Source organism: Sphingobium xenophagum (genome assembly GCF_002288285.1).
GTDB classification, from domain to species: Bacteria; Pseudomonadota; Alphaproteobacteria; order Sphingomonadales; family Sphingomonadaceae; genus Sphingobium; species Sphingobium xenophagum.
The window spans coordinates 880080-906542 of record NZ_CP022745.1 but is presented as its reverse complement, the minus strand read 5'-3'; the positions used below and the strand labels follow the sequence as shown (position 1 = coordinate 906542).

Sequence of the window (26463 nt, the reverse complement as noted above, 5' to 3'; positions counted from 1 at the left end):
TGGCGATGGAATCCATACGACGGATACATCCCAGGCCGCGACCACAGGTTCGCGGCGCTTAGCTCCTGCATCCCCCGAAATCCGGCGTTTCAAGGCGTCACTTGTCGCATCGTCCGGCGCATGACTGTTGCTGTCGAGTCGATTGTTGCGGCGGCATGGACCTGCGGGGCGAGTTTGCGGAAATTATGACAATCTATGTTTACTGTCTCAAATAGAGGCAATCTCGCAATAGCGTAACGGCGAAGCATTGACGTGATATAGTTACCAAGTTACTAACGCCCCGCGGACAACGAGGCAGCAAACGTCTCTGGCTATAACCGCTTGAAGCAGTGAAATGAATTCGCGGGCGCAGCAGTTGAGCAACATTAACTAACAGGAGATGTCTTATGGCAGTCATTAAGGGTACGCCGGGCAACGGCAACACCGCAGACGATCTGACCGGCACCGATGCGTCGGACCAGATTGCGGGTGGCGACGGCAACGACCGGATTCGCGGCGGTTTGGGGGATGACTTCATCTCCGGCGGCGCTGGCGATGATGGCATCACCGGCAACCAGGGCGACGACCTGCTGTTCGGTGGCGACGGCAATGACGACCTCAATGGCGGCGCGGACTATGACACCGCCCAATATCGTGGTGCGCTGAGCGACTACACCATCTATCTGAACGATCGTGGCGAAGTCATCATCATCGACAGCGTCGGTGGTCGCGACGGCCGTGACACGCTCAAGAACATCGAAGCTCTGAAGTTCTGGGAAAACGGCGCGTACAAGACCTACGCAATCGCCGACATTCTTCCCTGATCTAGCTGGGCTATTCGGCTGGTGCAGACAAACAGCGCTGCACCGGTCGATTTGCCTGCCTTCATCTTGTGAACAGTAAATTGCCGCTGACGCTGGGGATATGATCCACCAGAGTCAGCGGCAATTTGCTTTGGTGCGCCATAACGCGGCTCTACGCCATGCCGGTCTGTCGCGACTTGCGCGACTGGGGCGTTTTCATCTTTGCTGCTGGCAAATCATCCCCTGGCGGATGGATTGCAAAGCCGTTGCATCCCTGCAAAGGCAGGAATGAGGGCAGGGGGCATCGGTCGCATGATTGGCGCCCCTGTAACGGATAGCCTGTATCGGTTAGCTCTGTGTCGGATTGGTGCTGTGCCAGTTTAACACGCGCGCCGTAACGGCAGGATGGATGTGTGGCGCGGAGCCGACTATCGGCAGGTGGCTGGCGCTAAATGCCTTTGGGGGGCGAGCAGATAGATGATCTACCGCAGGGATATCGACGGACTTCGTTCACTCGCGGTACTGCCCGTCGTGCTTTTCCACGCCCATGTGGCGGGGTTCGATGGTGGTTATGTCGGCGTCGATATATTTTTCGTCATTTCGGGCTATCTGATCACCTCCATCCTGGCCAAGGACATTGATGCCGGGCGTTTTTCGCTGGTCACCTTTTACGAACGGCGCATCCGGCGCATCTTTCCTGCCCTGTTCGTGCTGTTGCTTGCCGTGCTGGTCGGCGGCGTTGCGATATTGCTGCCCAGTTTCCTGCGCGAACTGCCCGGCACGGTCATCGGCACCTTGCTGTTCGTGTCCAACATCATCTTCTGGATGAAGTCGGGATATTTCTCCGGCGATTCCGAACAAAAGCCGCTGCTGCACACCTGGTCGCTGGGCGTCGAAGAGCAGTTCTACATCTTCTTTCCGGTCATCCTCTTCCTGCTCGCCCGTTATGCGCCGCGTTATCGTCTGCCGGTTGTCGCCGCCATGGCGGTCGCATCGCTGGTGGCCTGCATCGTCCTGACAAAGCCCTATCCCGATGCCAGCTTTTACCTGATTCATACCCGCGCCTGGGAATTGTTCGCCGGCTCCCTGCTTGCGCTGGGCGCTGTGCCACAGGTCCGATCGCCCATGGCGCGCGAAGTCGTGAGCCTGGCGGGGGCTGCCGCGATTCTGGTGGCGATATTCAGCTTCACCGACCAGACGCCGTTTCCCGGCTATGCCGCGCTGCTGCCCGTGCTGGGCAGCGTCGCCCTGTTGCACAGCGCGCCCGGCACCCTCGTCGGCCGGCTATTGTCGATGCGATTGCCCGTCGCGATCGGCCTGATCTCCTATTCGCTCTATCTGTGGCACTGGCCGATCGTCGTTTATGGCCGGTTCCTGGGCCTGTTCGCCCTGGGCGCGGCCGGGTCCGCCATCATTGTCGGCCTGTCTCTGGCGGCCGCGACCCTGTCCTATTTCTGGGTCGAGCAGCCATTTCGGAAAAAGGACCGTGTCGGCCGCGCCCGCCTGTTCATGCTGGCGGCGGTGGGCGCGCTGATTCTGGTGGCGGGCAGCGCCGCGCTGTGGGTCAAGCATGGCTGGCCGGAGCGTTTTGCCGCCTCGACGGTCGCCTATGACAATGGCCGTTACGATGTCAGCCCGCAGCGGGGACGGTGCCACCGCGACGAGGGGCATGACCGGCCGCTCGATCGATCCTGCGTGCTTGGCGCAGGCGCAAGCAAGGCTGTCCTGTGGGGCGACAGTCATGGCGTGGAGCTGGCCAAGGCGCTGGCCGTCGGCGACCATGCGATTACCCAGATCACCTATTCCCACTGTCCCCCCGCGATCGGCTTTGATGATCCCTATCGTGCGGGGTGCAAGGCGCATAACCAAAGGGTGGCGGACTGGATCGCGGCACAGCCGATCGACACGGTGGTGCTGGCCATGCGCTATCACACCTATCAGGACGCGCCCGGCTTCTTTCAAGGGCTGGACCGGACGATTGCGATGCTCCGGCGCGCGGGAAAGACCGTGCGAATCATTGGTCCCGTACCTTTCCCGGGATTCGACGTCCCCACCCATCTTGCCAATGGCGGCACCCCGGCCATATCCCGCGCGGCGTGGGAAGCGGCGGACCGCGATACATTGAACTGGCTTGCCCGCAACGTGCCGTCGGATATCGCTGTGCTTCGGCCATCTGACACGCTATGCAACCGCACGTCATGCGCGCTCGCGCGGGATGGGCGTTCACTATATTTTGATGCCAATCATCTAACCCTGTTCGCAGCCAGATGGGTCACGCGGGAATTCTGGCAGAATTCCACGAACTCGCTTTCTCGTTCTGGCAAGAATATGTAGAACTCTGTTCATAAGACGCCAAGTCGGACGGGGCGGCTTGCGGCTTGATGCAGGACAAATTGATGCTGAAGGTATTTGATTCGGAATCGGAAATCGGTTCGGCGCTCCGTCGATTCCGCTTCGCCATAGGACAAATCAGCATAATCAGCGCGGTGCTGAACATTCTGATGCTGGGCGGCTCCTTTTTCATGCTGCTGGTCTATGACGAGGTATTGCCGAGTCGTAGCATCCCTACGCTTGTCGGCCTGTTGATCATCATCACTATTGTCTATTGCTTTCAGGGGGTGCTGGACCTGTTGCGGTCCAGGGCGATGATCCAGATCGGCGCATTGGTCGACCGGGAAATCACGCCGCGCGTCTTCGACGTCATTACCAAGATGGAGTTGCGGCGGCGCGAAATGCCCGAAGGGACGCAGGCCGCGCGCGATCTGGACGCGATCCGCTCCTATGTTTCGGGGTCGGGGCCGCTGGCCCTGCTCGATCTGCCGTGGGTCTTTCTCTATCTGGCCGTCTTGTTCATGTTCCACTGGACGCTGGGCGTGCTCGCGTCGATCGGCGTTGTCGTGCTGGTCGCCATCATGCTGGCCGCCGACCGCATGACCAAATCGGCCACGATGAAGGCGACGCAGATCGGCTCCAGCCGATCGATGCTGATCGAAATGTGCCGGCGTAATGCCGAAGTCATCTATGCTCTGGGCATGCATCGCCGCGCCCGGCAATCGTGGGAAGACGCGACCGCCGCCTTCGTCCGGTCGACCGACCGGCTCGCCGATGTGGGCGGTCGGATGCAGGGGCTCAGCAAGACTTTCCGCATGTTGCTTCAATCCCTGATGCTGGCTGCGGGCGCCGCGCTGGTGATCGACAATCTGGCGTCGGGCGGCGTGATCATTGCCGGTTCCATCCTGAGCGCGCGGGCGCTCGCCCCGGTCGAATCGGTCATCAGCAACTGGAAGGGCATGACCGGCTGCGTCCAGGCGTGGCGGCGGCTCGACGCTATGCTCAAGCAGGTGCCGGCGCCGATGCCGACCATGGAGTTGCCGCCGCCAAGTCAGCAATTGTCGGTGGAAGGGCTGACGCTTGGCCCGCCCGGCGCGAAGAAGGTGACCGTCAGCGATGTCACCTTCACCCTGAACGGCGGCGACGTGCTGGGGATTATCGGCGCGTCGGGGTCTGGCAAGTCCAGCCTGTTGCGCGGCCTGGTCGGGATATGGGAGCCTTTGCGCGGCGCGGTCAGGCTGGACGGCGCGTCGATCGACCAGTGGGACCCGGACATTTTGGGCGCGCATATCGGCTTCATGCCGCAGATGACGGACCTGTTCGACGGCACCATCGCGCAGAATATCGCGCGTTTCGACCCGGAAGCCCGGTCGGAAGACATTGTCGCCGCCGCCAAATCGGCCGATGTCCATGACATGATCGTCAAGCTGCCCAAGGGCTATAATCACCCCCTTGGCACCAATGGCGGCAATTTGTCCGCTGGCCAGCGTCAGCGCGTGGCATTGGCGCGGGCGCTTTATGGCGATCCCTTCCTGATCGCGCTGGACGAGCCCAATTCCAATCTGGACGCCAATGGCGAAGACGCGCTGGGCGCGGCGATCCAGGCGGCGCGCGCGCGTAATGCGATTGCCATCATCGTTGCGCATCGCTCCAATATCCTGACCCATGTCACCCATCTGCTCGTGATGTCGAATGGCCAGATGCAGTTGTTTGGCGTGCGTGATAAGGTGATGGAGAAAATGAAGCTGCCTGCGCCCCGCCCGCCCCGCGTGGACGACAAGCCGGCGGCGATTTCGTCGGCCGGCGCCGCTTAGCAGTTCGACAGGGATTTCGGCATGTATTATCTGATCACCGACCAGCGCAGCGATCGTCCTGTCGAAATGACGCCAGCCGTCAAGCTGACGCGCAGCCTGCGCAACGCAATGCTGCTGGTGGGCATACTTGTTTTCGTGCTGGGCGGTCTGGCGGCCTTTTTGCCGATGGCCAGCGCCGTCATCGGGTCCGGGGAAGTGACGGTTGAAAGCCGCATCCGGCAGATTGGTCATCCGACGGGCGGCGTGATCAAGGATTTGCCCGTGCGTGAAGGCCAGCATGTCAAGAAGGGGCAGTTGCTGATGGCCCTCGACAATCGGGTCAGTTCAGCATCGGCGGCGATGACCGGCGCGAATATCGACCAGCTTGAAGCGCGCGAAGCCAGGCTGATCGCGGAGCGGGACGGATTGCCGTCGATCATTTTCCCGGCATCGCTGCGCGCCCGCGCCAAGGATCCGGCGGTTGCGGAAATCATGCGTGTCGAACAGCGCGCCTTTGCGTTCCGACGGGCATCGCGCGGCGGTCAGGAAGCGCAGGTGCAGGAGAGGATTCGCCAGACCCAGACGCAGATCGCCGGGTTCGACGATCAGGTCGTGTCGCTGCAAAAGCAGGCGGAACTGATGGACGATCAGCTGGCGGCCACCCGGATGCTGTGGGAAAAACGCTATACCACGCTCGATAAGCTGAGGTCGCTGGAACGGGCCGCCATCGCCGCGCACAGCAGCGTGGCCGACGCGCGGGTTCAGGCCGCGCAGGCGCGGGCGCGACTGTCGGAAATCAGCCAGCAGGGCATATCGATCACGTCCGATCTGAGCGGGCAGGCGGGGACTGATCTCGCCACCGTCCAGTCGCAGCTCATCGAACTTCGCCGCAACAATATCACCGCGATCACGGACGATGAACGCAATGCGATCCGCGCGCCATCCGATGGCGTCGTCGACAAGATCAAGTTCGCGACCATCGGCGGGATCGTGCCCGCGGGCGAAACGCTGATCGAACTGATCCCCGATGGCGACGATATGGAGGTGACGGCGCGCATCTCCATCGCTGATATCGATCAGGTCAGCCCCGGCCAGCCGGCCATGTTGCGCTTTTCCGCCTTCAACATGCGCACGACGCCCGAAATCGCCGGAACGGTCGTCTATGTGTCAGGGGATCGCCGCACCGATGAGCGCAACGGCATGCCCTATTATGTCACGCGCGTTCAGGTGACGAAGGACGAGCTGAAAAAGCTGGACGGTTTGAAGCTGAAACCCGGCATGCCCGTGGAAACCTTCATCAAGACCGGCGAACGTTCGATGCTGAGCTATCTGGTCAAGCCGTTGAGAGACCAGCTCTACCGCGCTTTCCGGCACGACTAGCGCATTTTCCGGGCGGGCGGCAGGGTGCCGCTGGCCCGGAAAGACCCGTGCGATAAGGACGATGGACTGGCGCCCGCACAAACGCGCGGCGGCGGGCGTCGCTTACAGCGTCAGGACGATGCCCATGCTCACCCAGATGCCGTCGAAACTGTCGATCGGCGAATTGGTGTCGCGGCCATTATAGGAAACCCGCGATGTAACGGACCAGCGGCGATTGAGGCGATAGCGCCCAAGCAGGCTGGCGCCATATTCCGTCGCATTGCCGGTCGTCACGCCGACCGGATTATAATGGACCGCATTCGCGCTGGCCGTGAACAGCAGCGCGGGCGTGGGCACATAGTCGACGGCCACCGTTCCGCGTGTGAACTGGTCGCCAGCCACCAGCGGCGACGCGGTTTCCTGAATATCGCGCAGGCCATTGACCCGCACCGTCAGATATTCGGTCGGATTCCACAGCAGGTTGATATTGTAGGACAGGCTGCTGACATCGCGAAGCTGGGGCACCTGATCGCGATATTTGCGGGTCAGATAGCCGATCGTCGCGACGCCATAGAGGCGCTGGCTTATGTCAAAGCCCAGCCCGACTTCACCCTTTACGCGATAGGAGTTGCGATCGGGCGCCAGACCCGAAGGAAAGCCAGGTTCCCCCGGCCCCAGGTCATAATAGAAACGGTCATAATCGACCTGACCGATGACATCGATCCCCTCGCGCACCCGATAGCCAAGCCGGGCATTGCCGCCCAATTGGCTATAGTCGCGAAAATCCTGGTCGATGACGGTGCCGGTGCGGCTGATGGCGTCGGCAAAATCGACCCGCCTGCCATGGACGCCAAAGCGATAGCTCAACCGGCCAGCGGAAAAGGCATAGGCCAGTTCGCCGTCGAACCGACCATGATGGACGGGCGAGCGCGCCAAGGTGACATTGTTGCGGCCCGTGCGTTGATCCACTTCGCGCTGGGCGGATGCTTCGAATGTGATGTTCGCGCTGTCGACCGCGCCCCAGCGGTTGCGGGTCAGGACGCCGAATTCCGAAAAATTCTCATCCTTTGAATCGAAATGAAACCGGTTGGAATTGAACAGCTGGACGACATGGCTCGATTGCTGGCTGTTGCGGGCCATGGTGACACGGGGGGCCAGAGTGACATAGGCGTCGCCCCGGCGGTCTGCGTCCGATGCCACCACATTGTCGGTGCCGGTCAGGTCGTAGGTCAGCGCCGGATAGACAAAGACCGTGCCGATCCGGCCGCCGATGGGCTTATATTCGTCAGGGACACGGGCTGCCACGCCGACATCGTCGGGGATTTGTTGCGCATAACCCGTTACGGGGATGGATGTGACCGCGGCAGTCGCCGCGATCCAGAAGTAATGTTTCAATTGAAACCCCCAAGCGGCCTGACGTATCATGGTCACCGGCCTCTATACACCAGAGTCGATGCCTGTAAATCTCCGGCTAACCATCAAAATGCAGGGCGCGCATGGTCGCCCTTTTTGTACGAGAAGCGCCTGCCCGGGCAGGCATCACATAGGCTGCACACGCCGTTGGGCGATGGGAGAGGTGAGCGATGAACCATTTTGCGATTGCAGGGATCGTCCTGACCGCTGTTACTGGCCTGTACGTCGCGTCCGCCAGCAATCCCAATGTCGTGGGCGAACGCCTGCTCGCCCAGCAGCAGGATATTGCGGCGCTGCGCATGGATGCGGACGTCCTGCCAGCGCTGCCGCCGACCGGGCTAGACGCAGCGGTATTCCGCAAGGCAAAGCCGCAGCGCTTCGTCTGGGTATCGGCTGGCGCGCCCGCACAGTCGGGGAATGGCAGCCGCGACCGTCCCTTCGCCCGGATCGGCGATGCGGTGATGATGGCCCGCCCCGGTACGGCCATCATGGTGAAGGCGGGCACCTATAACGAAAATGTCCTCTTTCCCAAAAGGACGAACGGTACGCCCGACGCGCCGATCTGGCTGGTGTCGGCGGACGGCCCGCAGGCGGCCCGGATCGTGGCCCCGCGCGAAGGCAAATGGGCCGCGATCGGGGCGGGGGGACCGACAATGTCCTGGTGCAGGGATTCCATGTCACCGGGGGCCATAATGGCATCCAGTTCAGCCAGAATGGCTATGACTATCACGATACCGTCAACAATATCGCCGTCTATGGCAACGTCATCGACAATCCCAAGGAAGATGGCGTGAAGATCAACGGCGGCAGCAATGTGATCGTCGCGGACAATGTCATCACCAACTGCTATGACGAAGCCATCGACCTGCTGGGCATCGTCAATGGCCAGATTTCGCACAACAGCGTGTCGAAGGTGGACTCGCGGACCGGGGCGATATCGGTCAAGGGCGGCAGCGACCGGATACTGATCGACGCCAACAAGATCAGCGACATCACCTCCGATGGCGTGCTGGTCGGCGGCTGGACCAGTCCGCGCATGGCGTCGCGCCCCGGCTATGAGGGGTTTGAGGCGCGTAATGTCCGCGTGACCGGCAATCTGGTCCAGGGAGTGGGCAAGCGCGCGGTGAACATCATGGCGGCCCAGCGCGTCGACGTCAGCGGCAATTATCTGGATGTGTCCCCGACCTATGGCGCGGCGATCGAACTTGGCCGCAACCACCCCCGCGCGGCGGTCGCCCTCTATTCCTCCGATGTCGCGATCGCCAATAATCAGTTCAGCCGGAAGGCGGGCCGCATGCGCTCCATGGAGGGGACGGGCAAGGTCCGGTTCCTGAACAACCGGAACGGAGGGCGACCCGCCCTGTCCGCGGGCGCGCGCCCCGTACCGCTGCCCTTTTCCCGCTGACGGCGCGCGCGGCGCGTCGTCATCATCGCTTGAGGCGCCTGTCCCGGCGCTGATCCTGTCGGCCGCGCGTCGGACGGCTGGCTGACGACGCCTCCCGGCGCCACTTGCCTGACATTATCGAAGTTTTTTTATTGTTCGGACCGGGGCCGGGCCGACGGCGGTTCGCGCGACGATAATGCCGATTTTTCAAATCAATAGCTGCGAGAATCGCCCGTTTTTCGGGGCAAATGGCCCGTGCCGGAGGGCCGCAACCCCTGCGGCGTTAAGAGTCTGATTCAAAATTATTGGCCGCGCTTTGCGATGCGTCGAGCGTATAGCTGAACGGATGCGATGAAGAGCCATGCGGTTGCAGATGCTATGGTTTTCTCGAAGTCTTTGGCGAGGCGACGGTTGCGATTGAGCCAGGCGAGTGTGCGCTCGACGACCCAGCGGCGTGGCAGCACCGTGAAGCCCTTGCCGGTGTCGGAACGCTTGATGATCTCTATGGTCCATTTGCCCATTTTGCGCAGAGCGTCCTTGAGTTTGTCCCCGGCATAGCCGCCATCGGCGAACAGATGGCGCAGCCATGGAAAGCGCCCGATGATGCCGGTGAGCAGCAGGGGTGCGCCATCGCGATCCTGAATATCCGCACCATGCACGAGGGCATGGACCAGATTGCCATTGGTGTCGGTCAGGATATGGCGCTTGCGTCCCTTGATCTTCTTGCCCGCATCGTAGCCACAGGGGCCGCCGCTTTCCGTCGTCTTCACGCTCTGACTGTCGATCACGCCGGCACTGGGCGAAGCCTCGCGCCCCTCCATTTCGCGGGTCACCATCAGCAGCGCGTGGTTGATCGACAGCCACAGGCCATTGTCGCGCCACAGATAGAACCAGCGCCGAACCGTGGAAACGGGCGGAAAGCAGGGTGGCAGCATTCGCCATGGCAAACCGCCGCGCAGCAGGAACAGCATGGCTTCCACAATGCGCCGCAACGGCCATTTGCGCGGACGCCCTACCGCCGAGGCCGTCGGAAGCAGTGGCTCCAGCACAGCCCATTCCGCATCCGTCAAATCGCTTGGCAAAGCCAGTCCGCTTCGCGCATGAAGGGCGCGAGTGGTATCAGTCCACATCGTTGAATCCACGGTAGTTTTTGGCGAAACCCATGAATCAGCGACAGGCTAGGCCGTCAAGCTAACCTGCTGATACCACTCAACTTAATTTCGGATCAGGCTCTAAGGAAACTTTGTAAAGAAAAATCGTTGGGTAGCTGTACGAGAAAAAAACCTATGCTAAGGATAAAAGAAAACCATATTTTGGAGAGGTCGTATGTTGAATTCTATGCCGCGCAGTTATGCGTCCCGTTTCTTGATCACCGCGAGTGTTTCTGCCGCGCTTTGGATCGGAATTGGCACTATTATATTCACGGGTTTGCAGTAAAACTGCCAATTATCAAATATTTGGGAATCTGCTCACGGGCAGTTCAGTGACGGCTGCGCCTATGCGTAGTCGGCATGCATGTTGGTCTGTGTCGATACAGGCGTCATGCTTGTCCGCTACTGCAAGCGCAGCATTTTTTGTCGCATAGCCGCGCGGACATTAAAAGCAAGCCACAGACAATATATTTGCAATTATATTACAACATCGCCCTGTCGAATGTACCAAAGATGCTTTTCCGCCGACCCCTCGACGGGCAGCGTTATTGGCACGGCGATCCCCGCCGTGATCGCCTGGCGGAAATCGTCCCTGATCGCCCCTCTCAAGCCGACTATGCTGGCAGGCCGATCATCGACAATTGCCGCCCATAATCCGGCTCGTTGCGATGGCAGGACCGGCGATAGCTGAAAAAGCGGTCCGGCTGGCTGTACGTATCCTCATCCAGCAGATCGATCCGCCCGACCCCGGCCGCCGCCAGCCGGGACGCGACATAGGCGGCAATGTCGAACTGCACATGCCCCAGCCGCCCCGCCGTGAAGAAGCGCGCATTATCGGCATCGTCCCGCTCGAACCGCTCGGCGAAATCCAGCGTCACCTCATAGGAGGAGCGCCCGATGCAGGGACCGATCGCGCAGCCGATCCGCTCCCGCTGCGCCCCCAGCGCCGTCATCGCCGCGATCGTCGCGTCGGTCACCCCGCCAATCGCGCCCTTCCATCCGGCATGGGCCGCGCCGACCACGCCCGCCGCCCGGTCGGCAAACAGCACGGGCACGCAGTCCGCGGTCAATATCCCCAGCAACAGGCCCGGCCGATCCGTCACCATCCCGTCGGCGGCGGGGCGCTCGGCGTCCGGCACCGCGGCGCTGACGGTCACGACGTCGGGCGAATGGACCTGATGCACCGTCACCAGCGCCGCGCCGGGCATCACCGCGTCACGCGCCAGTTCGCGGTTCCGCAGCACCGCCGCGCGATCGTCCTGCGACCCCAGGCCGACATTCAGACCCGCATGAACACCCTCCGACACCCCGCCGCGCCGCCCGGCAAAGCCATGAGGCAGGTCATGCAGGCCGGGTGCTGTCAGCAGGTCGATCATCGTCACTCCTCATCATTCGACCATGGATGGTCATGTCTTGGTCGCGCAACATACTTGCGCGCGCGCGATTAGGCGATAGTCTCCGGTCCCATAGCAAAAGGGGGCGGGTGATCCGGCCGCCGGGGCAAGACATCGCAAGATAAAGGGTTTCCATTCATGATATTCGGGCGCGTAAAATCTCTCGACGCCATATTGGCGACGGCAGAGAAGAAATCGCTGCATCGTTCGCTGGGCGCATTCCAGCTCACCATGCTCGGCATCGGGGCCGTTATCGGCACCGGCATTTTCGTGCTGACGGCCGAAGCCGCGCAAAAGGCCGGGCCGGGCATGATGATCGCCTTCGTCATTGCCGGCTTCGTCTGCGCGGTGGCGGCGCTCTGCTACGCGGAAATGGCGGCGATGGTGCCCGTGTCCGGCTCTGCCTATACCTATAGCTATGCCGTGATGGGCGAATTGATCGCCTGGATGGTCGGCTGGGCGCTGATCCTGGAATATGCGGTCGCGGCGGGCGCGGTGTCGGTCGGCTGGTCCGGCTATGTCGTGGGGTTGATCGAACATACATTCCACATGGACATTCCCGATCTGCTGACGCGGGGACCGTTCGATGGCGGCGTGGTCAACCTGCCCGCAATGCTGATCGCCGGTCTGGTCACCTGGCTGCTGGTCATCGGCACCAAGGAAAGCGCGTCGGTCAACGCCGTGCTGGTGCTGATCAAGGTCGCGGCGCTCACGCTGTTCATCGTGCTGGCGCTGCCGGTGATGAACATGGACAAGTTCACCCCCTTCGCCCCGCTCGGCTTTTCGGGCATTTCCGCTGCCGCCGCCTCGATCTTTTTCGCCTATGTGGGCTTTGACGCCGTGTCCACGGCCGCTGAAGAAACCAAGAACCCCCAGCGTAACATGCCGATCGGCCTGATCGGTTCGCTCGGCATCTGCACCATCTTCTACATGCTGGTTGCCGCAGGCGTCATCGGCACCGTGGGCGCGCAGCCGGTGACCGAAGGCGGCATCCCGATCGCGCAGGGCGGCATTGCCCTGGCGCCCGGATCGACCGCGCTGTCGCAACAATGCGCCGCACTGGCCGCCGCCGGTACCGAAGCCGTCACCTGCTCGAAGGAAGCGCTGGCCTGGACCCTGCGTGAAATCGGCTGGCCCCAGATCGGCAATCTGCTCGGCCTGGCCGCTGGTCTCGCCCTGCCTTCGGTCATCCTGATGATGATGTTCGGCCAGACCCGCATCTTTTTTGTCATGAGCCGCGACGGCCTGCTGCCGGCGATGTTCTCCAAAGTCCATCCGACCTACAAGACGCCCTATGTCATCACCATCCTGACCGGCATCTTCGTCGCGCTGTTCGCCGCCTTCTTCCCCGTCGGCATCCTGGCGGACATCTCCAACTCCGGCACCCTGTTCGCCTTTGCCGCCGTGTCGATCGCGGTGCTGGTGCTGCGTCGTACCGACCCGGCACGCAGGCGGCCCTTCCGCACCCCGGCGATCATGATCACCGCGCCGATCGCGATTCTGGGCTGCATGTATCTGTTCTGGAGCCTGGGCGTCGAAACCAAGCTGATGTTCGTGGGCTGGGCGGCGGTCGGCCTGATCGTCTATTTCGCCTATAGCCGCAACCGCAGCCATGTGGGGCGCGGGATCAGCGACGTGCCGGAACTGGATGCGGGCATCCCGCCCCAGCCGGTGCCGCCGCTGCCCGGCGCGCACACGCCGGGCGGAAAGGACGCCTGATCAAGCAAGGCGCCTGATCGAACATCGAACGGGGCGGGTAACACCGCCCCGTTTGTCGTTCAGTGGACCGTTTCAAACTCTACGTCGCGCAGCCCGCTATTGTTGGGCCGGGTGAACAGCCTGCCCCGCTCCGCCCAGATCACGATCAGGAAGCTTAAGGAGCCGAACACCAGCAGCCCCATGGCCAGCGGCAAGGTGGTGCCATTGAACGCGCGGCCCACGATGCTGCCCAGCGTCGCGGACAGGGCAGTGGTCAGGAACGCCTGAAAGGAGGAAGCGACGCCCGCACCTTTCGAAAATGGCTCCATCGAGATCGCGCTGAAATTGGACGCGGTGAAGGCGACCGTCAGCATCGTTATTCCCTGCAACAGCATGAAGGTGACGATCGTCTCCCGCCCCGACAGGATGACGCTCACATGGACGATGGCGATCAGGATGAAGGCGATCAGCGCCGCCTGGCTCAGCCGCCGCGCGCCAAAGCGTGATACCAGCCGGCTGTTGACCAGGCTGCCGACCCCCATGCCGGCCGCCATCAGGGCGAAGGCGATCGGGAAAATTTCTTCCGCTTTGAACACGTCGAAGAATATCTGCTGCACCGACAGGATGAAGCCGATCAATCCGCCCATCACCACGCCGCTGGCCAGCATATGGCCGATCGAACTGCGCGTGCGCATGATCGTCCCGACCGTGTGCAACAGCCCGCCGACCGTGATTCGCATCCGGTTTTCCGGTCGCAATGTTTCGGGCATCCGCGCCATCAGCCATAGCAGGATCAGGCTCGCCATTATCGCCAGCGCCCAGAAGATCCAGCGCCACGGCGCGATCCACAGGATCGCCTGCCCGAAACTGGGGGCCATCACCGGGATCAGCATGAACACCGCAAAGATCAGCGACATGACCCGCGCCATCGCATCGCCCCGGAACCGGTCGCGCACGATTCCCACGGTGATGACGCGGCTCGCTCCGGCGAAAAAGCCGGCGCAGGCGCGGCCGATCAGCATGACCGGGAAGCTTTGCGCCGCTGCGCAGGCCATGGAGGAGAGGATGAACAACAGCATCGCCCAGGCCAGCACCTTCTTGCGGCCATAACGGTCGGACAGGACGCCAAACAGCAGCGACCCGATTCCCAGCCCCAGAAAATAGACGCTGATGATCAACTGCCGGTCATTGGGCTGCGCGATCGCCAGATCGCGGCCGATGGCGGGCAGGGCAGGCAGCATGGGGTCGATCGACAGGGCGTTCATCGCCATGAGACAGGCGCATAGCAGAACGAATTCGCGAAACTGGATGTCCTTGCCTGCTGGCGGGGAAGGGGGATTTTGGGCCATGGGTCCGGCTATGGGGACTAAGATGCGCCGATGCCAGTCCTAAAATGCTACTATTCGCTGCCCGGCGCGGCACCCATTAACCTTGCCCGCCCCCGCAATCGCGCGAGTCCGGCCCGACAAACGGTCAAAGCCGTTAACCATTTTTTAGCGGCTGCCGGTCCAACCTGCTCTTCGTGGAAAAAGAACAAGGGTTGTCGACCATTGGGTTAGCGTTGGAAAAGGGAACAGGGTCATGGGCAATAGTATCAAGAGTGCGCAGTTTCTAATCGAGAGCCGCATGGCGCGGGCGGCCAGCGGATCGGCAGAGGCCTGTTTCGATCTGGGCGTCGCCTATAGCTGCGGCACCGGCGACATGCCGATCGACCTGATCGAAGCGCATAAATGGTTCAACCTGGCGGCCCTTGGCGGCAGCGAAGAAGGCCAGGCGATGCGCGCCGAAATTGCCGAGGAAATGACCGCTCGCGAAATCGCCGAGGCCCAGCGTCAGGCCCGCGCATGGATCGCCCTGACGCAGGCGCGCGCCGCCTAATCAGCCTTTCTGAACGGCGTCCGCCCGGCCAGCCATAGCCGGTCCTGCTGCACGCCTGCCCGCTCGGCGGTCAGGAAATCGGCCACTGCGCGCCGAAACCCGGCATCGGGAATATAATGCGCGGAAAAGGTCGGTTCCGGGGCATAGCCGCGCGCCAGCTTGTGCCCGCCCTGCGCGCCCGCTTCGACGCGAGCAAGGCCGCGCGCGATCGCGACGTCGATCGCCTGATAATAGCATAGCTCGAAATGGAGGTTCGGCACCTCCTCGTTACAGCCCCAATAGCGGCCATAGAGCGTATCCGCGCCGATCAGGTTGAGCGCCCCTGCAACCGCCCGTCCGTCGCGCAGCGCCAGCATCAACAGCACCCGGTCGGCCATCGTCTCGCCCAATAGCGAGAAGAAGGATCGCGTCAGATAGGGCGTTCCCCATTTGCGTGAGCCGGTATCCTGATAGAAATCCCAGAATATATCCCAATGCGCCTCGGTCAGATCCGGCCCGGTCAGGTGGACGATGTCCAGCCCTTCGACCGCCCGTGCGCGTTCCTTGCGGATATTCTTGCGCTTCGCGCTCGACAGGTCGGCCAGGAAATCATCGAAACTGCCATAGCCGCGATTGGACCAGTGAAACTGGCTGTCCTCGCGAATCAGCCAGCCCGCCGCCTCGAAATCGCCGACCTGGTCCGGTGCCACGAAGGTCGCATGGGCGGACGACAGGTGGTTGCGCTCCACCAGCGTCTCGATCCCCGCGATCAACGCCGGGGCAAGGCTGCGGTCGCGCAGCAGCAGCCGGGGACCGGGTACGGGAGAGAAAGGCGCGGCGATCTGGATCTTGGGATAATAGCGCCCGCCCGCCCGTTCCCAGGCATCGGCCCAGCCATGGTCGAACACATATTCGCCCTGGCTGTGGCTCTTGGCATAGAGCGGCGCGGCGGCGGCGATGCGCCCGTCCGCCCCGTCGATCATCAGCGGCAGGGGTTGCCAGCCGGTCCCTTCGCCCACGCTGCCCGACCGCTCCAGCGCGCTCAGGAAATCCCAGCTGACGAACGGATTGTCGGCCCCTGCGCAGGCATCCCACTGCGCACGCGGCAGCTCCGCCACGCCTGCCGCGATACGCGCCACCACATCAGTCATCGGCGTGCCTTCACGCGATCGGGTCTGGCTGCTTCAATCACAGCCGGGGACATTGTGTCGCCCCGGCTGTTGCGCAAGGTCCGTCGCGTCAGTCAGCGGCGCGGACGAGCACGACGGCGTCGATTTCCACGACCGCGCCCAGCGGCAGCACCGGCACGCCCACGGCGCTGCGGGTATGCTTGCCTGCCTCGCCAAACACTTCGACCATCAGTTCGGACGCACCATTGGCGACCTTGGGCTGGTCCGTGAAGGATGGCGCGCTGGCGATGAACGCGCCCAGCTTCACCACCCGCTCGACCCGGTCGAGGCTGCCGAGCGCCGCCTTCATCTGCGCGATCAGGTTGAGGCCGCAGATGCGCGCGGCGGCGACGCCATAATCCAGTTCCCTGTCCTCGCCCAGACGTCCGGTCATCAGACCGTCGGGGGCCAGCGAAATCTGCCCGGAAATGTGCAGCAGGCCGTTGGCCTCCACGCTCGACACATAGGCGGCGACCGGGGCGGCGGCCTGGGGCAGGGTGATGCCGAGTTCGGCAAGGCGGGCGTCGATGCTCATGATAAGGCTCCGTCAGTGTAGGATGTTTCGATTGGTGCCGGTCCGGTGGCCAGCTTTTCCATGATCCAGCGTTCAGCCGCTGCCCAATTGTCGATCCGCGCATGGGCGTGCGGCGCGGCGGGCACGGTTATGGCGATCTCCGGCTCGCCGACCATGTGCAGCCGCCACACGTCGGGCGCATGGCGCGCGACGGACGTGTGATGTTCGGCCAGATCGTCGATGAACAGCGCGACGCTGGCATCATGCGCGGCGACGATCGCCGCCAGCGGTTCGCCCTTCGGCCCGTGATTCCACTGGACCGGGAAGTCGAGGCCAAACGCCGCCAGCTGCTCGACCCGTAACTGGTGATGGCGCTCGCCGATATTGGTCAGCACGACGATGTCGGCGACCTGCGCCAGCCGCCCCAGCGCGGCGACCGCGCCCGCGATCGGCGTCTGCCGGTGCATTTCGGTATCGAAAAATGCGACCAGCAACCCCCACACCAGTTCGCGCTCGACGACCTGCCCGCTATCCTTGTGCCGCAGCGCCTCTGCAAAGCCGCGATCATGCATGTCGAAATGCACATTGTGCGTTTCGTCCAGCCAGTCGCGGAACGGCACGACCATGTGCAACAGCACCTCGTCGCAATCGGTGATGATCAGCGGGCGGTTCATCGGCTCAGTCTCTCCTGCGCGGCGATCAAGGTGTCGGGCGATGTGTCGATCGCCTCGGCACAGGCGATCAGGTCCGGCTCATGATCCGCCAGAAAGGCCAGCACCGCGCCCAATATCGCCGGATTGTCGATCCCCGCGCGCAGGGTGTCGCTGTCCAGGCCGGTCAGCGCCAGCAGCCGGTCGGCCCGCTGCCCGTCGGCCAGGATCCAGCCCAGCGCCATCAGCGCCAGCGTCGCAGGGTCTGCGCCGCTATCTCGCTTGCCATTATGGGTGTCGGGTCGCATGATCGGGTCTCGGCGGGGGTGCGGCCAGGATGTGGCGCGCTTCGGGGCTGCTTGGAAATTATGGGTGACTGGTGGCAAAGCGCGTGCTTGTTGTCGAGGACAACGAACTCAATCTGAAACTTTTTTGCGATCTGCTGCGTGCGCATGGCCATGAAGTGTTGCCGATGCGTGACGGTCGCGACGTGCTGGCGCAGGCGCGCGACTTTCTGCCCGACCTTGTCATCACGGACATTCACCTGCCCCATGTCAGCGGGCTGGACCTCATCATTTCCCTGAAGGCCGACGATCGGCTGTCCAGCGTGCCGATCATGGCGGTCACCGCCTATGCCGGGAAGGGGACGAGGAACGGATTCGCGCCGCCGGGGCGCAGGCCTATGTTTCCAAGCCCATTTCGGTGCTGCGCTTTGTCGAACAGGTGAACAGCCTGCTGTAACAAGCCTGTCATGTCGCTTTCATCACCCTGACCCGGTGCCGCCGTCCGCCTGTCATCCCTGACTGGCACTGCCCGACGGCCACAGGGGCGCGGCGCTCTGCCGACGGCCCGGAACCGCAATAAGGGTAATCATCATGTCCCATCTGACCGACGAAGCGCGCGCGCCCTATCGCGATGCGCAGCCGACCATTTCCATGGGCGACAACAGCCTGGAAGCCATCGTCGCGGCCAATCCGGCGCGCCGCACGATCCTGAAGAACGGCCTGCTGGGCCTGTCGATCCTGCCGATGCTGGGCACGCTGGCCGCTTGCGACGATGATGATGACGGCGCGCCCACCCCGACGCCCACACCCACGCCGACCCCGACGCCGACCGACAGCTACACCGTCAGCTTCGCCCCCGTCGCCGCCAATATGAACGACACCGTCACCGTGCCGACCGGCTACACCGTCGACGTGCTGCTGAAGGCGGGCGATTCGGTGGAAACCGGCACCCCCTATTCGGGCAGCTTCCCGACCCCGGCCGATGCTGAAAAATGGGCGGGCGGCAACCATGACGGCATGGAATATTTCGACCTGTCGGGCGTGGACGCCAATAATGGCGGCCTGCTGGCGCTCAACTTCGAATATCCCGACTTCAACATCCTGATGTCCGGTTCCTACGATCCGGCCACCGCCACCGCCGACCAGAAGAAGATCGCCCTGTCGGCCGTCGGCATCGGCGTGGTCGAAATCGCCAAGGGCAGCGACGGCAAATGGGCAGTCAAGGCGGGTTCGCGCTTCAACAAGCGCTATACCGGCAACAGCCTCTATCGCGCTGGTGGTCCGGCTGCGGGCCTGCTGTCGGCGTCGATCAAGGGCATGCTCAACAATTGCTCGTCGGGCCGTACCCCCTGGGGCACCTACCTCACCTGCGAGGAAACGACCGACAATTATCTCGATCCGGTCCAGCCTGAAAATGACTATGGCTGGGTGGTCGAAATCGACCCCTATCAGGAACTGGCCGCCCCGACCAAGCGCACCGCCATGGGCCGTTTCAGCCATGAAAATGTCGCCTATATGGCCAATGCCGACCGCCGCGTCGCCTTCTACATGGGTGACGATTCGACGCCGGGCTGCATCTATAAATTCATCCCCGACCGCGCTTTCTCCACCGCGAACCGGGCGGCCAATATCGACCTGCTCGACTATGGCACGCTCTATGTCGCCCGCTTCAACGGCGATGGCACGGGCGAATGGCGCGCACTGGTACAGGGTCAGAACGGCCTGATCGTCGGCGCGTCCGATCCCGGTGATGTCAGCCAGTCCACCACGCCGCCTGCGCCCGCTACGGTCAATTTCGCCAATCAGGCCGACGTGCTGATCAAATGCCAGTCGGCGGCGCGCGTTGCTGGCGGGACCATCATGGACCGTCCCGAATGGATCACGGTCGCGCCCGACAACAGCGCCGTGTTCGTGACGCTCACCAACAATAGCGGCCGCCGCGTCACCGATCCGGCCAACCCGCGCGTCACCAACCGTCACGGCCACATCATCAAGTTCAAGGAAGAGGGCAATTCGCCGCTCGCCACCAAGTTCAGCTGGGAAATCTTCCTGCTGGCGGGCGATCCGGCGCTGGCGTCGGGCGGCGCCAATCTGGTCGGCGACATCAAGGGCGACACTTTCTCCAGCCCCGATGGCATCCGCATCGATCCCAAGGGTCGCCTGTGGGTCCAGACCGACCATAGCATTCCGGGCACGTCCGGCGTGACCGGCAAGTCGATCGAGGATATTTTCGGCCAGAATGCCATGTTCTACATCGACCAGACAACCAAGCAGTCCAAGCGCTTCCTGGTCGGCCCGAAGGGCTGCGAGATTACCGGCCTTGCCTATACGCCGGACCTCAAGACCTTCTTCGTCAACATCCAGCATCCCACCGGCAACTGGCCGGTATCCGGCCAGCAGCCGCGCTCCTCGACCATAGTGGTTCGCCGCACGGACAGCCAGCCGGTCGGTAACTGATCGCTGATCCTGTTCACCGTCATTCCGGCTTTTGCTGGAATGACGGTGAACAATCCCGGCAAACAGCAAAAGGCCCGTTCCAGCATTGGAACGGGCCTTTTACAATTCCGACGTAGCGCCTGGAACCCTGTATCCCGGCGCAAGGCCGGAATGACGACCGGCGGCTAACGCCGCCTTGCCGTCACTTGATCTTGGCTTCCTTGAACTCGACATGCTTGCGCACGACCGGGTCATACTTCTTGAAGCTGAACTTTTCGGTCTGGGTGCGCGGATTCTTCTTGGTGACGTAGAAGAAGCCGGTGTCAGCGGTGCTGACGAGGCGAATCTTGACAGTTGCTGGCTTGGCCATGGCCTTGTGTCCCCGGTCGTGAGCTATAAAAAAAGTAAGAGCGGCCCGCCAAATGTCAGGACCGCCCCGTTTCAGCGGTGGCCCATGGGGCAGATTCGCCGCGCTGTCAAGGTTGGCACGCCGGTTTTGGCCGGTTTACCCGGTCTTAACCAGACAGGCGCATCATGCCCATGGGGACGACAGGACAGGGAAGGGGCTTTCCCATGCGACATGATCCGATGCTGGCGATATTGGCCGACCTGATGCGCCGGGTCGACGGGCTGGCGGGCCAGCGCGGTCATCTGTCGGTCGTCCGGCTGCACGATGAAGTCGACCAGATTCGCCACATCGCCCGCGCCTTCCACCTCGATGTGGTCGAAGGACTGGCCGGGACGCTCGAATCGGCGCTCTCGCTTCATGGCCTTGGTCCGGTGGTCCTGTCCTATCTCGATCTGATGCGCGACGCGATCAGCAGCGACATGCGCGCGGCCGACATCGTGCCGATCATCGCGCAGCGCTCACCCGCCCCCATCGCCACCCTGCGCGCCTGAACCAGCGCCGCCGATGGACGCCCTGCTGCTTGCCCTGCTCGGCTGTCTGCTTGGCGAAATTGGCGACAAGAGCCAGTTGCTCGTCCTTGCACTGGCGACCCGCTTTCAGCGCAATGGCGCGGTGATCGCGGGCATCATCGTCGCCGCCATCGCCAATGCGGCGCTGTCCGCCACTGCCGGGGCCTGGATCGGCCCGATGCTGGGTTCGGACCCGCGCCTGCTCTTCCTCTCGCTTTCCGTCCTGTTTCTGGGGATCGGCCTGTTATGGCCGGTCACGTCGCCCGATCCGCTGGCCAGCTGGCCGACCGGCGCATTCGTCACCACGATGCTGGGCCTGTTCATCCTGGGCTTTGGCGATGGCCCGCAATTTCTGATTCTGGGGATCACCACCCATAGCGGCAATCCGGTGCTGGCGGCGATGGGCGGCGCGATCGGCGTGATCGCGGCGTCCGTGCCCGTCGTGCTGCTGCGGGACCGGATTTTCGCCGTCCTGCCCATCCGCGCGATCCGGCTGGGCGGCGCCGTGCTGTTGCTGCTGGTGGGCGCGATGCTGGCGCTGTCGGCGCTGGCGCTGGTCTGATCGCTTTCTTCCATCAGGCTGATCGCGTTTTTCCGTGGCACCATATCGGCCTTTAATCATTATATGTCCGAAACCAATTCGCACTGCCCAGGAGGACATATGACCGCCGCCGATCTCAAGACACCCACCGACCTTAAAAACAACGCTACCAAGACCGTGGCGCAGGCGCTCAACGGCGTACTGGCGGACAGCTATGCGCTGTATCTCAAGACCAAGAATTTTCACTGGCACGTTTCCGGCCCGCATTTCCGCGACTATCATCTGATGTTCGATGAACAGGCTGCCGAGATCCTGGCCACCACGGACCTGATCGCCGAGCGTGTGCGCAAGACCGGCAATGTCACCCTGCGCTCGATCGGCGATATTTCGCGTCATCAGAGCCTCACTGACAATGACGCCGAATTTGTCAGCCCCGCCGACATGCTGATGGAATTGCGCAACGACAATCTGGCGCTGGTCGAATCCTTCCGCGCGGTGAAGGCTGCCGCGACCGAAGCGGGCGACAACGCCACCGAAGGCATTGTCGACGACTGGACCGATCAGGCCGAACAGCGAGCCTGGTTCCTGTTCGAAGCAGGTCGCGGCGCCTGATTTCATTCCTCAGCCGTTCGGTTCGCGCCCTCGACAGGCTCGAACCGGACGGAGCAGGGGGTCAGGGTTCCACGACAACCGCAATATCGACAATCTCCACCGCATCGGGCTTGCCCGCGAAATCGACCGTCTCGCCGACCGTCGCATCCATCATTGCGCGCGCCAGCGGGGCGGAGAAGCTGATTCGCCCTTCCGCCGGATCGGCCTCATCATCGCCGACAAGTCCGACCGTCTTGTCCCGTCCATTGATCCGATAGGTCACCCGGCATCCGAACGCCACGGCGTCGCCCGTCGCGACCGGGCGCAGTTCCGCGGTTGCCAGCCGCGTTCGCCAATAGCGCAGCACGCGGCCATGCTTCTTGGCATCCTCCTCGGCCATGCCGCTCAGGTCCACGGCCTCCAGCGCCTCGACCTTCTCCCGCGTCAGCCGCAATCCGCGCGCCGTCACCCAATTGGGTCCCGGCGGGATCGGCAGTTCGAACTTGGGCTCCATATGCTCATCATCGCCCTCGCGACGAAAGGCGACACTCATGACGCTCTCCTAGACATTATTATCCGTTCGCCCTGAGCGAAGTCGAAGGTGAAGAGACGGACAAGGCTTCGACGGTCGCTCAGTCCCAAAGATATTGAGGGTCAATCCTCATCGAACAAGCCGGCCAGCTGCTCCACCATCGTCCCGCCCAGTTGCTCGGCGTCCATGATGGTCACCGCCCGCTTGTAATAGCGGGTCACGTCATGGCCGATGCCGATCGCGACCAGCTGCACCGGCGATCGATTCTCGATCCAGTCGATCACCTGCCGCAAATGGCGTTCCAGATAGGTGCCGCTGTTGACCGACAAAGTGCTGTCATCCACCGGCGCGCCGTCGGAAATCACCATCAATATGCGCCGCTCTTCATTGCGGGCGATCAACCGGCCATGCGCCCAGAGCAGCGCTTCGCCGTCGATATTTTCCTTCAGCAGCCCTTCGCGCATCATCAGGCCCAGATTCTTGCGCGCCCGCCGCCATGGCTCGTCGGCCTTCTTATAGACGATATGGCGCAGGTCGTTAAGCCGCCCCGGCATCGGCGGGCGTCCGGCGGCCAGCCATTCCTCGCGCGCCTGTCCGCCCTTCCACGCCCGCGTGGTAAAGCCCAATATCTCGGTCTTGACCCCGCACCGCTCCAGCGTGCGCGCCATGATGTCGGCGCTGATCGCCGCGATGCTGATCGGCCGCCCGCGCATGGAGCCGCTATTGTCGATCAGCAGCGTCACCACCGTATCGCGAAACTCGGTATCGCGTTCGATCTTGTAGGTCAGCGACCGGGTCGGGTCGATGATGACGCGCGCCAGCCGCGCCGCATCCAGCATCCCTTCATCCTGGTCGAAATCCCAGGACCGCGACTGCTGCGCCATCAACCGCCGTTGCAGCCGGTTGGCCAATTTGGTCACCGCCCCCTGCAAGCTGACGAGTTGTTGGTCGAGGAAGCCGCGCAGCCGGATCAGTTCATCCTCGTCGCACAATTCCTCAGCAGTGACGATCTCGTCATGCTTGAGCGTATAGGCCTTGTAATCGAAGCCGGGCGGCAGGTCGGACGTCGGCCGGTTGGGGCGGACCGGCATCATGCCTTCCTCGCCCATATCGTCCGCGCCCGCTTCGCTGTCGGCGTCGAAATCGTCGCTATATTCGGTTTCGCCGTCCTCGGTATCGCCGCCCTGATCCTCGGCGCGGGCCTCGGCATTCACATCGCTGTCGCCCGACTCGTCCTGCCCCGAATCGCCGTCCTCGGATTGATCCTCCTCATCGTCGCCCTCGTCCTGGGCTTCGGGCTCTTCGGTATCGGGCGGCACGTCGGCGTCGATCAGCGCGAGATGCTCCAGCATCGCGGTGGTCAGCTTCTGGAAGGCGCGCTGGTCGTCGATCGCCAGCGCTAGCGCGTCCAGATCAGACCCGGCCTTGTCCTCGATCCATTCCTCCACCAGCGCAACGCCCGCCGCGACATCCTTGGGGATCGCCTGGCCTGTCAGCCGCTCGCGCACCTTGAGTGCCAGCGCGGTGGACAGCGGCACCTCGTCCGCCGACCGCGCCCGGCGGATCGCGTCGGACTTCAACCGCATGTCGAGCGCATGGTTGAGGTTGGCGCGCACCCCCTCCATCTGCCTGGAGCCGATCGCCTCGACCCGCGCCTGCTCGACCGCGTCGAACACCGCCCGCGCCACGGCCTCGCCCGGCGCGGAGGCGGCATGGATTTTCGCACTGTGATGCCGCAATTTCAGCGCATTGGCGTCGGCAAAGCCCCGCGCCAGCGCCACCTGATCGGCGGGTAAAGTGCGCGCGGGCGTCGGCACCTTGATTGCCTTGCCCGCCAGATGCGGCGCGTCGGCGGTAAAGCCCACCTCCACTTCCATGTCGCGCGCCATCGACCGCGCCGTCCCCGACAGCACGTCCTTGAAAGCGTCGAGAGGGGAGCGTTCGGTCATGGCAGATCCTTCAGCGCTGCAAGGCAGGCCGCGCGCAAAACAGGCAGGCTGTCGGTCATCGTGGCGAAAATGATCCTCAAATCCAGCGCATCATAATGGTGCCGCAACATATTTCCCAATCCCCGGACGGCGTCGGCCGGAATGGATGGGGCAATTGCCGCCATCCGGTCCTTGCCGATCTTGATCACCGCTTCGGTGATCCGCTGCAAACAGCGTTCCGACGCGTCGATGGTTTTGCGATCGGCGGCGAAACGCGCATAGTCCATTCCGTCGATATAGATTGCAATCGCATCGCAATTTTCAACGATGTCCAGCAGCCGATGCTGTTCCCGACTAGAAGACACGCACGCGATCCCTGTCGATTTCAGCCTGGAAGCGCGCTTTCCGCGCCGGTTCGCTGACCAGATCGACCCGAACGTCCAGCCAGTCTCCCAGCCAGCTCGACATGGCCGCAAAGCGGAACAGGTCCATGCGGGCGGCATCGTCGATGGTCACGGCGACGTCCACGTCCGAATCCGATCGCGCATCCCCGCGCGCGGTCGATCCGAACAGCGACAGGCTCACGACGCCCATGGCCCGCAATTCTGCTTCATGGGCTTTCAGGCGGGCAATGGCTGTCTGCTTGTCCATGACACTCCTGCGGCTTTTACCCCGCTTTCCCGACCACGCTTTCCGGCAAATCCTTGCCGAACACGCGCTGATAATATTCGGCCACCAGCGCCCGTTCCGCCTCGTCGCACTTGTTGAGGAAGGACAGGCGGAAGGCGAAGCCGACATTTTTGAAGATCAGCGCATTCTGCGCCCAGCTGATCACGGTGCGCGGCGACATGACGGTGGAAATATCGCCGTTGATGAAGCCCTGCCGCGTCAGTTCGGCGACCTTGATCATATTCTCGACTTCCTTGCGGCCGCCCTCATGATCATATTCGCCAGACTTCGCCAGCACCACCTGCGCCTCGGTCGCGGCGGGCAGATAGTTGAGCGCCACCACCAGATTCCATCGGTCCATCTGGCCCTGGTTGATCTGCTGCGTGCCATGATACAGGCCGGTCGTATCGCCCAGACCGACGGTATTGGCGGTCGCGAACAGCCGGAAATAGGGATTGGGGCGAATCACCCGATTCTGGTCGAGCAGCGTCATCTTGCCGTCTGTTTCCAGCACGCGCTGAATGACGAACATCACGTCGGGGCGGCCGGCATCATATTCGTCGAACACCAGCGCGACCGGCCGCTGCAACGACCAGGGGAGCAGGCCTTCCTTGAATTCGGTAACCTGCTGCCCGTCTTTCAGGACGATGGCGTCACGCCCGACCAGATCGATACGGCTGATATGCGCGTCCAGGTTGATGCGGATGCACGGCCATTTCAGGCGCGCGGCGACCTGCTCGATATGGCTCGACTTGCCGGTGCCATGATAGCCCTGCACCATGACGCGCCGGTTGAACGCAAAGCCCGCCAGGATCGCCAGCGTGGTATCCGGATCGAACACATAGGCAGGATCAAGGTCGGGCACCCGCTCGTCGGCTTCGCTGAAGGCGGGGATCTGCATGTCGATGTCGATGCCGAACACATCGCGGGCGTCCACGAACCGGTCGGGGACATCCATCAGCGTTTCGGCGCGCGTATCGGGCTGAACGTTGGAAATATCAGTCATCGGGTCTTCATCTTCCTGCGAGTCACGCCTGCCGTAGCCGATCCATCAACGGCGTGTCGATAG

The 26463-nt window shown here is 62.8% G+C and carries 26 protein-coding genes and 1 pseudogene; 13 read left to right on the top strand and 14 right to left on the bottom strand.

Annotated features, from left to right (window positions below):
- Positions 1–386: 386 nt before the first annotated feature.
- The 4 genes from CJD35_RS04470 (at position 387) to CJD35_RS04455 (ending at position 6286) form a co-directional block, all read left to right on the top strand.
- Complete coding sequence (locus tag CJD35_RS04470; protein ID WP_017181205.1) at positions 387–803, top strand: calcium-binding protein; 417 nt, start codon at positions 387–389, stop codon at positions 801–803.
- Between the two features lie 456 nt (positions 804–1259).
- Positions 1260–3116 carry an acyltransferase family protein gene (locus tag CJD35_RS04465; RefSeq protein WP_017181204.1) on the top strand — a complete coding sequence of 619 codons (1857 nt, stop codon included), beginning with the start codon at positions 1260–1262 and terminating at the stop codon, positions 3114–3116.
- Positions 3117–3178: 62 nt separating this feature from the next.
- Entirely contained in the window at positions 3179–4927 is a 1749-nt protein-coding gene (locus CJD35_RS04460; protein WP_241763563.1) for a type I secretion system permease/ATPase, read from the top strand.
- A 21-nt stretch (positions 4928–4948) separates the two neighbouring features.
- Positions 4949–6286 (top strand): HlyD family type I secretion periplasmic adaptor subunit, encoded by a 1338-nt coding sequence (locus tag CJD35_RS04455; RefSeq protein WP_017181202.1) that lies wholly within the window; start codon positions 4949–4951, stop codon positions 6284–6286.
- A 102-nt stretch (positions 6287–6388) separates the two neighbouring features.
- On the opposite strand, the gene CJD35_RS04450 is transcribed toward CJD35_RS04455, so the two are convergent.
- Entirely contained in the window at positions 6389–7660 is a 1272-nt protein-coding gene (locus CJD35_RS04450; protein WP_017181201.1) for an outer membrane beta-barrel protein, read from the bottom strand.
- Between the two features lie 188 nt (positions 7661–7848).
- On the opposite strand from CJD35_RS04450, the gene CJD35_RS22925 reads away from it, so the two are divergent.
- Together CJD35_RS22925 and CJD35_RS22920 are read left to right on the top strand one after the other, a co-directional pair.
- Positions 7849–8472, top strand: a complete 624-nt coding sequence (locus CJD35_RS22925) for a hypothetical protein (protein ID WP_244917210.1) — start codon at positions 7849–7851, stop codon at positions 8470–8472.
- A complete protein-coding gene (locus CJD35_RS22920) occupies positions 8469–9083 on the top strand; it encodes a right-handed parallel beta-helix repeat-containing protein (protein ID WP_244917240.1) in 615 nt (204 codons plus the stop codon). Before CJD35_RS22925 ends, CJD35_RS22920 begins: the two co-directional genes overlap by 4 nt.
- Before the next feature lie 281 nt (positions 9084–9364).
- Here CJD35_RS22920 and CJD35_RS04440 read toward each other — a convergent pair whose 3' ends face one another.
- Positions 9365–10192 (bottom strand): IS5 family transposase, encoded by an 828-nt coding sequence (locus CJD35_RS04440; protein ID WP_095686800.1) that lies wholly within the window; start codon positions 10190–10192, stop codon positions 9365–9367.
- 635 nt (positions 10193–10827) lie between these two features.
- On the bottom strand, positions 10828–11589 hold the full coding sequence (gene pgeF / locus CJD35_RS04435) for a peptidoglycan editing factor PgeF (protein WP_017181198.1): 762 nt from the start codon (positions 11587–11589) through the stop codon (positions 10828–10830).
- A 156-nt stretch (positions 11590–11745) separates the two neighbouring features.
- Here pgeF and CJD35_RS04430 point away from each other — a divergent pair, with 156 nt between their 5' ends.
- On the top strand, positions 11746–13326 hold the full coding sequence (locus tag CJD35_RS04430; protein ID WP_017181197.1) for an amino acid permease: 1581 nt from the start codon (positions 11746–11748) through the stop codon (positions 13324–13326).
- Positions 13327–13385: 59 nt separating this feature from the next.
- Here the strand turns inward: CJD35_RS04430 and CJD35_RS04425 are convergent, their stop codons facing one another.
- Positions 13386–14654: a multidrug effflux MFS transporter gene (locus tag CJD35_RS04425; RefSeq protein ID WP_017181196.1), complete on the bottom strand. Its 1269-nt coding sequence runs from the start codon at positions 14652–14654 to the stop codon at positions 13386–13388.
- Positions 14655–14886: 232 nt separating this feature from the next.
- On the opposite strand from CJD35_RS04425, the gene CJD35_RS04420 reads away from it, so the two are divergent.
- The gene (locus tag CJD35_RS04420) at positions 14887–15183 is read left to right on the top strand and encodes an SEL1-like repeat protein (RefSeq protein WP_017181195.1); all 297 of its coding nucleotides are present in this window, start codon (positions 14887–14889) and stop codon (positions 15181–15183) included.
- On the opposite strand, the gene CJD35_RS04415 is transcribed toward CJD35_RS04420, so the two are convergent.
- The 4 genes from CJD35_RS04415 to CJD35_RS04400 all read right to left on the bottom strand — a co-directional run bounded on the left by CJD35_RS04415 (position 15180) and on the right by CJD35_RS04400 (position 17803).
- Entirely contained in the window at positions 15180–16313 is a 1134-nt protein-coding gene (locus CJD35_RS04415; protein ID WP_017181194.1) for a GNAT family N-acetyltransferase, read from the bottom strand. The two genes, CJD35_RS04420 and CJD35_RS04415, sit on opposite strands and share 4 nt — an antisense overlap.
- Before the next feature lie 88 nt (positions 16314–16401).
- A complete protein-coding gene (locus tag CJD35_RS04410) occupies positions 16402–16866 on the bottom strand; it encodes a RidA family protein (RefSeq protein WP_017181193.1) in 465 nt (154 codons plus the stop codon).
- On the bottom strand, positions 16863–17519 hold the full coding sequence (locus CJD35_RS04405; RefSeq protein WP_017181192.1) for a hypothetical protein: 657 nt from the start codon (positions 17517–17519) through the stop codon (positions 16863–16865). The genes CJD35_RS04410 and CJD35_RS04405 overlap by 4 nt, the downstream gene beginning before the upstream one ends.
- Positions 17516–17803 (bottom strand): DUF3572 domain-containing protein, encoded by a 288-nt coding sequence (locus tag CJD35_RS04400; RefSeq protein ID WP_017181191.1) that lies wholly within the window; start codon positions 17801–17803, stop codon positions 17516–17518. The genes CJD35_RS04405 and CJD35_RS04400 overlap by 4 nt, the downstream gene beginning before the upstream one ends.
- Positions 17804–17874: 71 nt before the next feature.
- Between CJD35_RS04400 and CJD35_RS04395 the strand changes: the two are divergent.
- Together CJD35_RS04395 and CJD35_RS04390 are read left to right on the top strand one after the other, a co-directional pair.
- Positions 17875–18236: pseudogene (locus CJD35_RS04395) on the top strand (response regulator).
- A gap of 134 nt (positions 18237–18370) precedes the next feature.
- Complete coding sequence (locus CJD35_RS04390; RefSeq protein ID WP_017181189.1) at positions 18371–20236, top strand: PhoX family protein; 1866 nt, start codon at positions 18371–18373, stop codon at positions 20234–20236.
- Positions 20237–20417: 181 nt separating this feature from the next.
- Here the strand turns inward: CJD35_RS04390 and rpmG are convergent, their stop codons facing one another.
- A complete protein-coding gene (gene rpmG, locus CJD35_RS04385; RefSeq protein WP_017181188.1) occupies positions 20418–20585 on the bottom strand; it encodes a 50S ribosomal protein L33 in 168 nt (55 codons plus the stop codon).
- A 203-nt stretch (positions 20586–20788) separates the two neighbouring features.
- On the opposite strand from rpmG, the gene CJD35_RS04380 reads away from it, so the two are divergent.
- The 3 genes from CJD35_RS04380 (at position 20789) to CJD35_RS04370 (ending at position 22286) form a co-directional block, all read left to right on the top strand.
- A complete protein-coding gene (locus CJD35_RS04380; RefSeq protein WP_017181187.1) occupies positions 20789–21115 on the top strand; it encodes a hypothetical protein in 327 nt (108 codons plus the stop codon).
- 13 nt (positions 21116–21128) lie between these two features.
- Positions 21129–21695, top strand: coding sequence for a TMEM165/GDT1 family protein (locus CJD35_RS04375; RefSeq protein ID WP_017181186.1), 567 nt, complete (start codon positions 21129–21131; stop codon positions 21693–21695).
- Between the two features lie 99 nt (positions 21696–21794).
- Positions 21795–22286 carry a Dps family protein gene (locus CJD35_RS04370; RefSeq protein WP_017181185.1) on the top strand — a complete coding sequence of 164 codons (492 nt, stop codon included), beginning with the start codon at positions 21795–21797 and terminating at the stop codon, positions 22284–22286.
- 61 nt (positions 22287–22347) lie between these two features.
- On the opposite strand, the gene CJD35_RS04365 is transcribed toward CJD35_RS04370, so the two are convergent.
- The 5 genes from CJD35_RS04365 to cobS form a co-directional block, all read right to left on the bottom strand.
- A complete protein-coding gene (locus CJD35_RS04365) occupies positions 22348–22818 on the bottom strand; it encodes a GreA/GreB family elongation factor (RefSeq protein WP_017181184.1) in 471 nt (156 codons plus the stop codon).
- Between the two features lie 101 nt (positions 22819–22919).
- Entirely contained in the window at positions 22920–24746 is a 1827-nt protein-coding gene (gene cobT, locus CJD35_RS04360; protein WP_017181183.1) for a cobaltochelatase subunit CobT, read from the bottom strand.
- A complete protein-coding gene (locus CJD35_RS04355; protein ID WP_017181182.1) occupies positions 24743–25090 on the bottom strand; it encodes a HepT-like ribonuclease domain-containing protein in 348 nt (115 codons plus the stop codon). Before CJD35_RS04355 ends, cobT begins: the two co-directional genes overlap by 4 nt.
- A complete protein-coding gene (locus CJD35_RS04350; protein ID WP_017181181.1) occupies positions 25080–25376 on the bottom strand; it encodes a nucleotidyltransferase family protein in 297 nt (98 codons plus the stop codon). Before CJD35_RS04350 ends, CJD35_RS04355 begins: the two co-directional genes overlap by 11 nt.
- A 16-nt stretch (positions 25377–25392) precedes the next feature.
- Positions 25393–26400, bottom strand: coding sequence for a cobaltochelatase subunit CobS (gene cobS, locus CJD35_RS04345; protein ID WP_017181180.1), 1008 nt, complete (start codon positions 26398–26400; stop codon positions 25393–25395).
- Positions 26401–26463 lie beyond the last annotated feature (63 nt).